Genomic DNA, 14,871 nt, shown 5'->3' on the forward strand with positions numbered 1-14,871 from the left:
AAAATAAACCCCCAGTCCCCCTCATGATTGAGGGGTTATGGGAGTTGAAGTGCCAAGGGCACTTTTTTTATTGCATTTTTACAACTAATATAAGTTATAGTATAAATCAATTAAATTTTATTTATTATAGTGTTTTGGATAATTATTCTATTAATATAAAATAAAAGAATACGATAATTAAGTAATGGAGTTTGATAGGGGTGGGAGTGTTATGGTAGATAGGACATATCTTGATACTGAAAAACTTGCAATTTATGAAAACAGGAAAGTTAAAAAGCTTAATAAATCAAATAGAATTAATAATAATTTAAATAATGACAAAAATAAAAATTTCAAGGAGGAATTAAATAAATTTAAAAAGCAACCAGCTAAAAATAATATAAAAGAAGTGGACAAAGAGAATGACCCTGAAGAAGATATTATAGTGGCCGAAAGTCTAATTGATTTAATGAATGAAAATAGAATAATAACTGAAGTTGTAAGAGAAAAGTTATTAAATAATTCAGAGATTAGAGAGTATATAGATAGAGAAGAAGAAATTTTAAATACCATTATAAATAAATAAGGAGATAAAGAAAATGAAAATAAATGCAATGGGAATAAACATATCACAAAATAATAATATTAACAAAACAAGTTCATTGTTTAAAAATATTAAAGTGGATGAAGAAAACAAAGAAGGTAAAAGTTTAAAATTCAATAATAAAAATAATCAAAATGAGCTACTTAATAATTTTGAAAAGATAAAGCAAGAATTATTGCACCAAAAGGAAGCTGTAAGAGAAAAGCAGATGAGTCCAGAAGAAAAAAAGTATAAGATGGAAGAAATAAATAGTAAAATCCAAGAAGTAGAGGCTCAAATACAACAATTATTAATGAATGAGAAGCAAAAAGAAATAGACAAGAAAAAAGAGGAACTTGAAGCAAAAAAAGTAGAAGCAGAAAAGAATAAAGTAACTGAGGATGAAGTAAAGGATGGAGTTATAATATCTGCTAGTTTAAATGAACTAATAGAGATAAGTCATTCTACTGAATATATAAGTAGACTAAAAGAGATAAAAAATAGATTAAAAGTTGAATCAGGATATATTAAGCCCAATGAAAATTCTAATTCGTATAATAATAAAAAATTAACTAGCTTAAGTAAAGGTATATTGAATATAGAATCTAAGATATCCAATGAGATAGGAAATATAAATAAAAATGCTAATAGGATGAAGGATAAAATTAAGAATGAAATTGATAAATTAAAAAATAATGAAGATGAAGAGAAAAAAGCTGAAGAAGAATTACAAAAAAAATAAATATAATTATAAATGTAGATAGGTTATATAAATAAAACTTATCTACATTTTTTATAAATATATATTTTATATAGATTTTTATAAAATTATTTCGTAAATAAATTGTAAGTAATATATAAATAAATTGTAATGTATTTGTAATAAATTTACTAATTAAACTATGTTAAAATTAAACATGTAGTAAATAAAAATAAATAAAAATAAATATATTCAATTTAAAATAAATATATTTATAGATTAGAAATAAATAATAGATGTTTTTAGATTAATTAGGGGGTAAATTAATGATTTTAAAAAACAAATTAATAAAATCCAGGTTCATACTGACTATATTAAGTATAATTTTTATATATAATATTTTAAATTTCAATATAGCAAGTGCAATAGATAATAAATATAACATAAATTTAAAAGCTTCTTATGGGGTAGATGGAAGATATAAAATTAATAGTAAAACTCCTATCAATTTAGTGATTACTAACAATGGGGTGGAGTTTCAGGGGAGGATACAAATTGAAACATTGGTTCCAGATACAAATAAATATGATTTAAATACTGAAAGTATAAATATTGCTGAAAATACAACTAAGAGCTTGTGGTACAACATAAATATTGTGAATAAGTTTAAAGTAAGGTTAATTACAGATAATAATGAAGTTATACATGAAGAAACAATCAATGTTAATAAAGGAAGATTAAATGATGGAGATATATTAGTAGGTGTATTGACTGATGATTTTAATGGTTTAAATTATATATCTAATATTAATGTCAATATGAATAATAATCCTGATATGGGGAATAAAAAGTTAATTCCAGTTAGTATATCAGAAGAAGTTATAGAAAAAAATTCTAAGTCTTTAGATGTTATTGATATGATAATTATAAATAATTATGATACGTTAAAATTAACAGAGGATAATATAACTAATTTAAATCAATGGGTATCTAATGGAGGAATTTTAGTAGTTGGTACGGGAGAGAATTATAAAAAGGTTATAGGTGGTATTAATAATAAAATTATAAATGGTACTTTTTCTGAAGCCATATCACGGGACATGAGTATTGGAGAAGATAATTTAAATGTATTAGCAGTGAAAATGAATATCGAAGATTCTATGAGCTTGTTTGAGGATAATAATTTTATAAGCAAGGTTATTAAGAAAAATGGACAGGTTATTGTATTTCCCTGGGATTTAGCTACAGAAAAGATTTCAAAATCAAGTGAAAATAATTTAGTATGGGGAGAAATAACATCAGATTTTAATAATAAAATTGACAATGGTCGAGAAGGATTTTGGAATTTAAATTCATTATTAAGTACAGTTAAGGATATAGGTCTGCCATCTTTTCAGCTTATGATAATACTTTTTATAATATATATATTAATTATAGGTGTACTAATCTATATTGTATTGAAGAGGCTAAATAAAAGAGATTATGTATGGTTATTAATACCGATAATATCTATTGGGTTTACAGTTCTTATATATTTTATAGGCAGTAATTCAAGGGTACAAGACATTATAGCGAATAAAGTAAATATTGTATCAGTAGATTTAGATGGACAGACAAAAATCGAGAGTTATCTAGGGGTGTTAACAGCCAAAAGTAGAAAAGTAGTAATAGAAGAACCAGAAGATATAAATCTAAATCTCATAGAAAATACCAATGACTATTATAGATATAATAATAATTATAATAGCAATGAAAATGCAACTATGAGATTAAATATGATAAAAGAAGGGGATAAGACATACTATAATTTTGGTGAAGTGTCTTCATTTAGTCCAGAAGTTTTTCAGGTTAGTAATTTTAATACTACCTTTGAACCATTGGAGCAGGAATTGAAATTTTATAGTGGTAAGCTAACGGGATATATTACCAATAACTTAGGGTGTGATATTAAAAAGTTAGTGGTTATGACTCCATATAAAATATGGGATTTGGGAAGTTTAGCTAATGGTGAAAAGATATCTGTAGAGGATAGTGATAAATTTACTTCAGCATTAAATATGTGGGAAATAACTAATAAAATTAGAGATGATAATTATAATAATGGTAATAAAATTAAAGATAATAAAAAGTATGAGTTAAGAACTTGTGAGTTATTGGATTATTTATATAATAACTCTATGTATGATAATAATAAAAAAGCTTCTAAACTAATTGCGGTTACAGAAAAGGAAGTAGAATATGATTTAAAAGTAAATGGTAAAGCTCCTTTGAATAAAAATGATACTATATTCATTAATGATATAAATATAAGTTATAAGTCAGAAGATGGCACTATAGAATATCCATATGGTTATTTTGTACCATATATAATGGAACAAAGTAATGTAGATGGACATTATGACCCTAATGAAAGAACAATAAGTGGAAACTTGGAATTAATACTTAGTTATCAATTACAAGAAGAAGATGTAGTTATAGAAAGTATTAATTTTCAAAAGAATTACTCTCAAGGTAGTTCCAAAATGAAGGGTGAATATAAAATTTACAATTACAAGATTAAGGATTATGAAGTATTAAATTTTGATGATGAGTTAAGCTTAACTAACATAGAAGACTACATCTTAGATGGAAATATTAAAATTAAAATTCATGGTAATAATGAAGAGTGGACTAGAATTCCAGATATTTCTGTGAAGGGTAAGGTGAAGTAGATGTTAACTATAATAAATCTTGAAAAGTTTTATGGTAAATATAAAGCAGTTAATGGATTAGATATGCATCTAAAAAAAGGGGATATATTTGGATTTATTGGTCCTAATGGAGCAGGAAAAAGTACAACTATGAAAATCATTGCTGGGCTATTACCTGCTGATGGTGGAGAAATATATGTAGATGGGATAGATGCTTTAAAGGATAATAAAAAGTTAAAAGAAAAAATCGGATATATGCCTGATTTCTTTGGGTCTTATGAGAACTTAAAAGTTATAGAGTATATGGAATTTTATGCATCTATTTATGGAATTGTAGGAAAAGAATCAAAAGATTTGATAATGGATTTACTAGAATTAGTTAACTTAGAAGAAAAAAAACATGCCTATGTAGACGGATTATCTAGAGGAATGAAACAAAGACTTTGCCTTGCAAGAAGTTTAGTTCATAATCCAGAGTTGTTAATTCTTGACGAACCAGCTTCAGGAATGGATCCTAGATCTAGATTTGAGATGAAGGGTATTTTGAAAAATCTCAAAGACATGGATAAGACAGTTATCATAAGTTCTCACATACTCTCTGAAATGAATGAAATTTGTACATCAGTTGGAATTATAGAAGAAGGTAATTTGATATACTCCGGTGGTATAAATAATTTACTAAGCAGAATGAGTAGTAATAATCCATTAAAAATAATAGTAAGAGATAAAGTTAAGGAATCAAAGGTTATACTTAGTGAACTTCCATATATAACAAATATAAAGGAAAATTCAAAAGAACTTACAGTTTTTTTCAATGGAGGAGAAATAGAAATATCTAATACTATTAAGGCTTTGGTATTAAAGGATATACCTATTGTTTCTTTTACTCAAGTAAGTGAAAATTTAGAGGATGTATTCATAAAGATTACTGAAAAGGAATCGAAGTAGGGGGAAAGAATTATGAAAATTAATCCTATATTGAAGAATGAAAGCAAGGTAGGAGTTAGAACCTTCAGATTTAATTTAATGGTTATGTTATATGTAGGGATACTTTCAATAGTAGCTATGTGGGCTTATTTTATTATAAATAGTGATAAATATGGTATGGGAATAGATTTAAGTAAATTTACAATACTAAGTTTTGCTTTAGCTTGTGGGCAAGCGGTGTTATTGATGTTTATAGTACCAGTACTTACAGCTACATCAATCACAGGAGAAAGAGAAAGGCAGACATTAGATATTTTACTTTCAACTAATCTGTCACCTATGAAAATAATTTTAGGAAAATTAATGTCAACTGTAACAAAAGTTGCTTTATTAATTATTAGCACTATGCCAATATATGCTATAAACTTCTTAGTTGGAGGTACTAGTTTTAAAGAATTAATTATATTAACACTATTTTTTATAAGTACAACTATATATGTGGGATCTATAGGAATATTTATGTCTACTGTATTTAAGAGTTCAAAATCTTCAACGGTGGCAAGTATATTAACGGTTTTATTTATTGTAATTGGAACTATTATAATAGGTTTTGTTGTGATTAGTAGAGATTATTATGATGCATTATCTAATAATACAATATCAACATTTACAATAAATCTACCATTTTGGTTGTATATTAATCCAACTATTGAGTTTATATATATTCTAATTAAACAGAATGGAATTTTATACTTTGCTCCTGATTTAATAAACTATATGAATTTAAATAAAATATTTGTTATATCTTTAATAAATCAAGGAATAGTAACATTATTGCTAATATTACTTTCAGCATGGAGATTAAATCCAGTAAGAAAATCAATTATTAAGGTGAGAAGATGAACAATATAGATAAACAAATTTCAAAGTTTATAAAGAAGGGTGGAAAAAGAATAAGGCTAAATGTATTTATAGAGAATTTACTAGTGTCACTAATAGTGGCATTAAGTATTTCCTTTATGGCAAGCATATTAGGGTTATTTATACCCATATACAATTTATTTGAAATATGCTTTATTATATTCACTATATCTATTAGTATTTATATATTTATATATTTGTATAAGCTTAGACCAGATAATAAAAAGGTAACTCTTAAGCTAGATTCTAAGGGGCTTAATGAGAGATTAATTACTTCATTAGAATTAATAAATAAGGATGACAACATATCAAATGCACAGAAGGAAGATACCATAGAGGTAATAAGAGAAATTAAGATTTCAAAAATTACTCCTTTTCACATAAAAAGAAAGAATTTATATAGTTTAATAGCTATTTTAACAGTTTTCATTATAATTTTATGTATTCCGACTACTGCTAAAAACCAAGCTAGAGAGATTAGAAAGATGAAGAAGTTTAATAAAGAAGTAATAGAAAAAATAAAGGATGAGAAAAAGGACACGAAGGGTAGTAAGGAGTTATTAGAGGAGGATAAGTTAGATATAGTAAAGGAATTAGATAAGTCTATAGATGAAATAAAGAAGAGTAAAAGTAAAAAAGATACAGAAAAAGCTTTAAATAAGCTGGAGAAAAAACTAGATAATATAGAGAAAAATTTAGATAGTGTGGATAGTAAAAACAAAATACAGAATATTTTGAAAAAATTAAATTTAAACAAAGAACAAACAAGTGAAAAATTAGCTATTTTAAATAAAATTGCTAAGGAGTTATCTAAAATTGACAAAATGAAAGAACTTAGCGAAGCTATAAATTCTCAAGATGAAGATAAAATTAAAGAAGCTTTAGATAAATTAGGGGAAGATTTAAAGAATTTGAAAGATGAAGATAAAGAAGAAATTTCAAATAATCTTGAGAATATATCTGCTAATATAACAGATGAAAATTTAAAAGGTGCATTATCCTCTACAGCAGCATCCATTAGTAGTGGGAATATAGATCTTAGTAAGTTACAAAATGCTTTGATAAGTTTAAATAAGGATTCCATCAATGCTGATAATGGAGATAACAAAAATGGTACTGAAGCACAAAATAATCAAAGTGGAAATGGAACAAATGGCCAAGGGAATGGTAACGGCAATGGCACAGGTAATGGAAGTGGAAATGGTAGTGGTTCAGGAAATGGAAGTGGATGGGATACTGGAAATAAAGAAAATGGAGAAGGAAAGCTTAACAGTGGTGAGAAGGTATTTCTTCCTAATAGAGGTACAGGTGCTGATGATAATTTAAAAGGAAATATATCAGAAGGTGGAAATTCTCAAAGTATCACTACGAAGAATGGAGTAAACATAGCTGGAGATTCTATAGACTATGAAAAAATTATTCATGAATATTCTAATAGTGAGATAGTAGGACTTAAAAATAAATCAATACCAAAGTCGCTGCAAGATTTAATAAAAAAATACTTTGAAGAATTAAAATAAGGATGAGGTGGAAAATGGAGATAAATAAACAATTAATAGAAGATACTGTAGAGAAAATAAATAAGTGTGAAATTGAAATATCTAAGGGGATTATAGGTCAAAAGGATGTAATAAGAAAGGTTTTAATAGGAGCTTTGTGTGGAGGAAATATACTTCTAGAAGGAGTGCCAGGACTTGGAAAAACTCAACTAGTTAAAACTATTTCTAAGGTCTTAAAGCTAAGTTTTTCAAGAATTCAGTTTACACCGGATCTTATGCCTGCTGATGTAGTTGGAACAAACCTTATTGTTAAAGATAAAGAAGAAACTAAATTTAAATTTGAACAAGGCCCTATATTTGCCAATTTAGTTTTAGCAGATGAAATCAATAGAGCTACTCCTAAGACTCAATCAGCTCTTTTAGAAGCCATGCAAGAAAAAACTGTTACCGTAGGAAGAACCACATATAATTTACCTAGCCCATTTATGGTTTTAGCTACACAAAATCCAATAGAGATGGAGGGAACTTATCCCCTTCCAGAAGCTCAGATGGATAGATTTTTATTTAAGTTAAAAGTCGATTTTCCATCCTTAAATGAGTTAAAGGACATTATGGATATTACTGTTACTAATAACAATGTAAATTTGGAAGGTATACTCACAGGTGAAGATATATTGGCTATGAGGTCGATTGTAAGAGAAGTACCTATGGCAGAGGCAGTTAAAGAATACGCGCTAAAACTCATATTAGCAACTCATCCTGAAAGTGAATATTCTAATGATTTTATAAAAAAGTATGTAGAAGTAGGAGCAAGTCCAAGGGGAGCTCAAGGTCTTTTTAATGGTTCTAAGGTAGAAGCTATTTTAAAGGGTAGACTTAATGTGGCCTTTGAAGATATAAATGATATTGCATATGCAGTGTTGAGACATAGAATATTCCTTAATTTTGAAGCTGTATCAGAAGGTATAACTACTGATATGGTTATTAAAGAAGTTATTAAAAGTTTGAAGGTTATATAAAATGAACAGGAAATTTGATAAAGAATTTTTTAGAAAACTAAATAATATTAGTATAAAATTAAATCTTAAGTTATCCAAAGGAACTCAAGGAGGGCGAAAATCTAAAGCTAGAGGAACTTCAGTAGAGTTCTCAGATTTTAGAGAGTATGTTCATGGGGACGATTTTAGAAGGGTAGATTGGAATGCTTATGGAAGATTTGAAAAATTATTTGTAAAACTTTTTATGGAAGAAAGAGAAGGTAACTTTAGTATATTTATAGATTGTAGTAAGTCTATGGATTTTGGAGAATTTAATAAAGGGAACATGGCCTTAAAAATAGCAGCATCCTTAAGTTATATTGCTATTAATAATCTTGATAGGGTAAGAATTAGTGTGTTAAAGGAAGAGGGAACTGAACTATTTAACAGGTCAAGGGGAAAAGAATCTTTTATTAAGATTATAGATGGATTAGAAAGCTTAGAGTTTAGTGGTAAAACAAACCTGAAATCAACTATATTAAAAAATAGATTTACTAATATAGGTATGTCTATTCTAATATCGGATTTTTTAATTTCTAATGGAGAAGAAGAAATAGAAGAAATAGTGAAGTATCTTACTTATAAAAAACAACAGGTTGTATTTATACAAATATTATGCAAAGAAGAAAGAGATCCTGAGATTATGGGAACTAAGAATATTATAGATATGGAAACTAAGGATGAAGCTAAAGTATCAATAACACCAAAGTTATTAAAATTATATAAATCTAGGATAAAAGAACATGAGGATATGTTAAAAAACATAGTTAAAAAGTATGGTGGAGCTTTTATAAGGGTAAATTCGGAAGAGGATATAGAAAAAATAATTTTAACAGATTTATTTAATCATAAACTTTTAGGGTAAGGAGGAAATTTATGAGCTTTTTGAATATATGGCCATTATTTTTTTTAGTAACCATACCCTTTTTAATTTTATTATATATTTTAAAGGAAAAATCTGAGGATCTCTCAGTATCATCGTTAATATTTTGGCAAGAAATATATAAAACACTAGAAGTTAATAGTCCTTTTGAAAAATTAAAGAAAAATATTATGTTATTCCTCCAAATATTGATTACATTACTAATTATATTAGCTCTTATGAATCCATTTATAAGATTTTTGGGTAAGGAATATACTGATTTAATAATAGTAATAGACAACTCAGCTAGTATGTTAGGTGTAAATAATGAGGAAACCTGTATCAATAGAGGAAAAGCTATAGCTAAAGAATATATAGAATCTGCTACAAATGGCACAAAGATATCTATTATTACAGGAAATAAGGATGTGGAGGTATTAGTTACAGCATCAGAAAATAAGGACTTAGTTAAAGATAAAATTGACAGCATAACTAAAAGTTTTAGTCCAGGGGATTTAAAGGATTCTATAAAATTAATTGAATCAATGACTAAGGAGCTAAAAAATTATGAGGTGTTATTTATAACTGATGAAGAATTAGACATAGGAGATATAAATGGAAGAATAGTTTATTTAGATAAAAACAAATCTAATATATCTATAGATAATATTGCTCATAAAATAGAAGATGGAAAGGTATCAATAATATCAACCATAACCAATAGAGGAAATGATGATTATAGTGGAGATTTTTATCTTTATGGGGAAAAGGAATTACTAGAAGCTACTTCCATAGAATTAAAAAAAGGAGAAGAGATTACACTTAATTTTAATATAGAAGATACTGATATAGATTACTTAAAAGGTGAAATATCAGGAAAGGATGCCATATTAGAAGATAATACATTTTATCATGTAATGAAGAATAATGATGATAAAAAAGTATTGCTTGTAAGTAATAAAAATGTCTTTTTGGAGAAAGCTTTGTCTGTAGTTAGTAAGGCAGATGTAATAAAAACTAATGATATAAGTAATATATCTGAAAAGGATAGATATAATTTATATATTTTTGATGGCATGTTAGGTGAATATATGCCTCAGGATGGTAATATTTTAATAGTTAATCCAACAGAAAATAATTTATTTAGTGTATTAGGTGAACAAGCTGGTGGAGAAGCTGCGGTAGTTAGTGAAGATATACCTAAATACCTTCAGAATATGACTTTTATAGCATCTAAAATAAAGAAGACTGAAATGCCGTCATGGGCAAAGTCTTTAATAAATATAGGAGATAAATCTGTATTATTTCTTGGGAAACATAATAATCAGAAAGTTGCTGTAGTAAATTTTGATTTTCATGATACTGATTTACCACTTAAAGCAGAGTTTCCTATGCTTATTGATTATATATGTGAAGAGCTTATAGATAGAAATATAGTTAATAGTAATTATATTGGTGGAGAGGATATAAAAATAAATGGAAGTTCAGCATATGATGAATTAATTTTAACTACTCCCAGTGGAAGAGTGCATACTATAGAGAATGATAGTATATTAAAGGAAAATTTAGAGCTTGGAGTTTATGCTATAGAAGATAATAATCATAGTTTTAATGAAATGTTCTCTATTAATTTTCCATCTATTGAGGAAGGAAATATAATGGAAGATACTATAGAGGATTTAGAAGCTAGATCGAATAACAAGGGTAGCATTAAAGGAATGTTAAATATAACACCTTATATAATAAGTTTAATTATGCTTTTTATTATTGTGGAATGGGTTTTGTATAAAAAGGGATATTAAAGTATATATTAAAAATTAATTTTTTATAGCTATATAATCATTAGAAAGGGGGGACTGGAGTGAACTTTGAAATTGAAAAAGTATATTTGTTATTTTTAATACCAATAATTCTCATGGTAATGTACTTGATATCTAAAAAGATTAAATTAAAAGACAAAGGTATTAGTTTTATTAATATAAATAGGTTTATTATTATAACAATACTTATACTTGCTATGTGTAACATAAGTATAAGTGTTAAGACAAAGGATTCATCAACCATATTTTTATTGGATTTATCTCATAGTATGAGTAATTATAAAGGTGAAATAAAGGAATTTGTAAAAAGTGCTATAGAAGCTTCACCATCAAATAATAAAATAGGAATAGTTACTTTTGGTGAAAATCAAGAAATAGAACAGTTCCTTACCTACTCTAAAAGCTTTAATGATATTCAAACTTCTCCAATTGGTAATACTACTAATATAGAAGAAGCAATAAAATTTTCTTTAAGCATGTTTAAAGATAGTGACTATAAGAGAGTAGTTTTAATTACAGATGGAAAAGAAAATCAAGGTGATATATTAGAAACGTCAACTTATTTTAAGGATAATCAGATTGATTTTCAAGTATATAAAGTAGATAGTGAACAAGTAGAAGATGTATATATAGAAGATATAGATATACTTGACAAAGTAGCTATAGGAGAAGAATTTTCTGTAACTGTAAATATTAAATCTAATATTAAGACAAAATCAAGGATATCAGTATATTCAGGAAGAGAAAAAAAAAGTGAAAAAGAAATTGATATAGAAAAGGGCGATAATACATTTTTATTTAAAGATATTCAACATAAAGGTGGGTTTAAACCATATAAAGTAGTTATAGAGCCAGAAAATGATGGAATCTCATATAATAATGAATATACAACATATACTAATATAGTTTCAAAACCAGAGATTTTGGTAATACAAGGAAAAATTGATGAAGGAAAGGGACTTGAAGAAAATCTAAAGACCATAGGTAGTAGTTATACTATGATAAATCCTAGTACTGCACCTAGATCTATAAATGAACTTATAGAATATAAGGGAATATTTCTTTGCAATACCCATGTAGACGATTTACCTAAGGGTTTTTTAGATAATGTGGAAAGTTATGTGAAAGATTATGGTGGTGCAGTTATAACTACAGGGGGAGATAACTCTTATGCTTTAGGAGGATATAAGAATTCGGTTTTTGAAGAGATACTTCCTGTTAGCTCTGATAAAAAAGGTAAAAATGAAATTCCGGAGATATCTTTAACGTTGGTATTAGATAGATCTTCTAGTATGCTGTCTTCAGATCAAGGCAGTTTTAGTAAAATTAGCTTAGCAAAAGAGGCTGCAATTAGATCCCTAGATAATTTAAGAGAAACTGATAATATAGGTGTAGTAACTTTTAATACAGAATATAGCTGGGCAGTACCTATGCAAAAGCTATCTAACAAAGATACGGTTTCTGATAAAATTAATAGTATTATAGCTGAAGGTGGAACGTCTATATATTCAGCGCTAAATGAAGCTTATAACAAGCAAAAAGAAAGTAGTGCAAAAATAAAACATATAATACTATTAACAGATGGACAAGATGGTATGGGAGAAAATGAATATAAAGCTTTAATAAATGATATTAAGAAGGATAAAATGACTTTATCTACAGTGTCTATAGGTACTGATAGTAATAATCAATTGTTAGAATGGCTTAGTAATAATGCTGGGGGGAGGTACTATCATAGTGATATATATACAGATGTACCAAGAATATTTGCAAATGAAATATTAATATCTACTGGGGAATACTTAATAAATGAAGAATTTACTCCTAAAGTATCTGCTCATCATGATATTTTGAATAATGTTATATATGAAGGGAAATTTCCACATATTTTTGGTTATGTAGGTACTTCTATAAAAAATACAGCTATAGAGATATTGACTTCTCATATGGATGAACCAGTTTTAGCAGCATGGCAATATGGTATTGGTAGAGTAGTAGCTTTTACCTCAGATGTAAATGGACAATGGAGTAAAGATTTATTAGCATTTAAAAAAACACCACAACTTTTTAGTAATATAATATCATGGACAATGATTGATTATGATAGTAGTGGAAATTTAAGTATTACACAGGAAGGAAGTATTGCCAAAGTACAATATGAGACTAACAACAATGAGGATAATAAGAAGGTTAAAGGAGCGTATACCTTTGAAGGAAACACTACGTCAGAATTTGAACTAAAACAAGTATCACCTGGTAAATATGAAGGAAATGTACCTATGAGTGAATTGGGATTTTATAGTTTTAACATTACTGAAGAGTTACAAGGTAAGATTTTAGCTAGTCAATTAGGAGGGTTTGCATATCAATATTCTCCCGAATACAAATTTCAAGAACAATCTAATAGTTTATTAGCTTTAGTAGAAGATACTGAAGGAAAAATTATAAATTCTGTAGAGGATATATATGAGATAAAGAGCAATAAAGGCCATACTAAAAGAAATATAACTAATTTATTATTAATAACAGCTATGTTATTGTTTTTATTTGATATAACTTATAGAAGGTTAGGTTTAAAGAGGTATATAAATAAGAAGCTCTTTTATAACATTAAAGAAAAGATATATGCAATTAAAATAGAACAATACAAAGAAGAAAATAATACTATAAAAGCAAAAAAGATAGGTAGTTTAACTAAGAAAAATAAAGAAGAAGAAAATATATTTAAAAAAGAAATTATAAAAACAGATCTAGAAGAAAAAAAGCTAGATATAAAACAGGAAAAAACTAATATAAAGCGTATAAGCATATATAAAGATAGACTTAATAGGGATAAATACAAAAATCAAAATGGGGGTCTTAACACAGGTGAGTTATTAAAAAAGAAGCGTGAGAGAAATGAAGATTAAAAATATCTGTTTAAATTAAAAATGAGCAACCCTTTTATTGTAAGTGAAAGGGTTGCTCATTTTAATTATATATAAATAGTTAGATGTTTTGTTAAAAATATGTTTTAAATGATATATCTATACTAAATTTTCTTTAATGAAGTTAACTACTGTATCTACATGGCCTGGAACTTTAACTTTTCTAAATTCTTTAACTATGTAGCCATCTTTATTTATTATGAAAGTACTTCTTTCTATTCCAATAGTCTTTTTACCATACATATTCTTTTCTTTTAGAACATCATATAATTGACAAACAGATTTATCTTCATCAGCTAACAAAAGAAAGTTAAGTTCTTGTTTCTCAATAAACCTTTCATGAGATTTAACACTGTCTTTACTAATTCCAATAATTACTGTATCTAATTCAGCTAATAATTCTTTGCTATCTTTAAAGTTTATAGCTTCATTTGTACAACCTTGGGTATTATCTTTTGGATAAAAGTATAATACTATATTTTTGCCTAAGAAGTCACCAATTGAGTGAGTATTGTTATCACTACCTATTAAAGAAAAGTTTGGAGTTTTTTTTAATTGTAATGTATCATTCATTATTATCATCCTCCTAAAGAAAGTTAATACTAATAATTAACTAATATCTATTATTAATATTATAACATTAATAGGGATTAAAATATACAAAAAGTCTAGAAAAAAGGATTAATATACATATATAGTAAACATATATAAGGATACTTGTCCTGGTGTATCAGTACAAGAAAATAGAAGTATGTTGATGAAAAATATAGGAATATATGAATATTATCTAGCTAACAGGTAAATAATGAAATTGAATCTATTTAAGATCATGATAAGATAAGTCTTGTCGCTTAGAGATGCGGCGTAAAACAACAAGAAATTAAGAAAAAAACTTCTTAAAAAAATGTTGACAGATAAGATATTAT

General features: G+C 26.7%; 11 protein-coding genes. 10 read left to right on the forward strand and 1 reads right to left on the reverse strand.

Translation table 11 applies throughout. The features are described 5' to 3' along the window. Positions 1-211 precede the first annotated feature (211 nt). The 10 genes from B2694_RS13770 (at position 212) to B2694_RS13815 (ending at position 13,927) form a co-directional block, all read left to right on the forward strand. Positions 212-565, forward strand: a complete 354-nt coding sequence (locus B2694_RS13770) for a hypothetical protein (protein ID WP_346886240.1) — start codon at positions 212-214, stop codon at positions 563-565. 13 nt (positions 566-578) lie between these two features. Then, on the forward strand, positions 579-1,304 hold the full coding sequence (locus B2694_RS13775) for a viral A-type inclusion protein (protein WP_346886241.1): 726 nt from the start codon (positions 579-581) through the stop codon (positions 1,302-1,304). 284 nt (positions 1,305-1,588) lie between these two features. Beyond that, on the forward strand, positions 1,589-3,973 hold the full coding sequence (locus B2694_RS13780; protein WP_346886242.1) for a hypothetical protein: 2,385 nt from the start codon (positions 1,589-1,591) through the stop codon (positions 3,971-3,973). Continuing rightward, entirely contained in the window at positions 3,974-4,900 is a 927-nt protein-coding gene (locus B2694_RS13785) for an ABC transporter ATP-binding protein (protein ID WP_346849284.1), read from the forward strand. Between the two features lie 12 nt (positions 4,901-4,912). Then, a complete protein-coding gene (locus B2694_RS13790) occupies positions 4,913-5,782 on the forward strand; it encodes an ABC transporter permease (RefSeq protein WP_346886243.1) in 870 nt (289 codons plus the stop codon). Beyond that, positions 5,779-7,320: a hypothetical protein gene (locus B2694_RS13795; protein WP_346886244.1), complete on the forward strand. Its 1,542-nt coding sequence runs from the start codon at positions 5,779-5,781 to the stop codon at positions 7,318-7,320. Before B2694_RS13790 ends, B2694_RS13795 begins: the two co-directional genes overlap by 4 nt. A 14-nt stretch (positions 7,321-7,334) precedes the next feature. Further along, positions 7,335-8,318 (forward strand): MoxR family ATPase, encoded by a 984-nt coding sequence (locus B2694_RS13800; RefSeq protein WP_346886245.1) that lies wholly within the window; start codon positions 7,335-7,337, stop codon positions 8,316-8,318. Position 8,319: 1 nt separating this feature from the next. Next, positions 8,320-9,201 carry a DUF58 domain-containing protein gene (locus B2694_RS13805; protein WP_346886246.1) on the forward strand — a complete coding sequence of 294 codons (882 nt, stop codon included), beginning with the start codon at positions 8,320-8,322 and terminating at the stop codon, positions 9,199-9,201. Positions 9,202-9,212: 11 nt separating this feature from the next. Next, positions 9,213-11,000 (forward strand): VWA domain-containing protein, encoded by a 1,788-nt coding sequence (locus B2694_RS13810; protein WP_346886247.1) that lies wholly within the window; start codon positions 9,213-9,215, stop codon positions 10,998-11,000. A 59-nt stretch (positions 11,001-11,059) separates the two neighbouring features. Further along, complete coding sequence (locus B2694_RS13815) at positions 11,060-13,927, forward strand: VWA domain-containing protein (RefSeq protein WP_346886248.1); 2,868 nt, start codon at positions 11,060-11,062, stop codon at positions 13,925-13,927. Between the two features lie 117 nt (positions 13,928-14,044). Here B2694_RS13815 and bcp read toward each other — a convergent pair whose 3' ends face one another. After that, positions 14,045-14,518: a thioredoxin-dependent thiol peroxidase gene (gene bcp, locus B2694_RS13820; RefSeq protein WP_346886249.1), complete on the reverse strand. Its 474-nt coding sequence runs from the start codon at positions 14,516-14,518 to the stop codon at positions 14,045-14,047. Positions 14,519-14,871 lie beyond the last annotated feature (353 nt).

The organism is Clostridium sp. UBA4395 (assembly GCF_002390995.1).
GTDB lineage: Bacteria > Bacillota > Clostridia > Clostridiales > Clostridiaceae > Clostridium_J > Clostridium_J sulfidigenes.

Coding starts and splice junctions, on each gene's coding strand:
- B2694_RS13790 (WP_346886243.1), top strand. CDS start 4,913: ATGAAAATTAATCCTATATTGAAGAATGAAAGCAAGGTAGGAGTTAGA.
- B2694_RS13810 (WP_346886247.1), top strand. CDS start 9,213: ATGAGCTTTTTGAATATATGGCCATTATTTTTTTTAGTAACCATACCC.
- B2694_RS13800 (WP_346886245.1), top strand. CDS start 7,335: ATGGAGATAAATAAACAATTAATAGAAGATACTGTAGAGAAAATAAAT.
- B2694_RS13775 (WP_346886241.1), top strand. CDS start 579: ATGAAAATAAATGCAATGGGAATAAACATATCACAAAATAATAATATT.
- B2694_RS13785 (WP_346849284.1), top strand. CDS start 3,974: ATGTTAACTATAATAAATCTTGAAAAGTTTTATGGTAAATATAAAGCA.
- B2694_RS13780 (WP_346886242.1), top strand. CDS start 1,589: ATGATTTTAAAAAACAAATTAATAAAATCCAGGTTCATACTGACTATA.
- bcp (WP_346886249.1), bottom strand. CDS start 14,518: ATGAATGATACATTACAATTAAAAAAAACTCCAAACTTTTCTTTAATA.
- B2694_RS13770 (WP_346886240.1), top strand. CDS start 212: ATGGTAGATAGGACATATCTTGATACTGAAAAACTTGCAATTTATGAA.
- B2694_RS13805 (WP_346886246.1), top strand. CDS start 8,320: ATGAACAGGAAATTTGATAAAGAATTTTTTAGAAAACTAAATAATATT.
- B2694_RS13795 (WP_346886244.1), top strand. CDS start 5,779: ATGAACAATATAGATAAACAAATTTCAAAGTTTATAAAGAAGGGTGGA.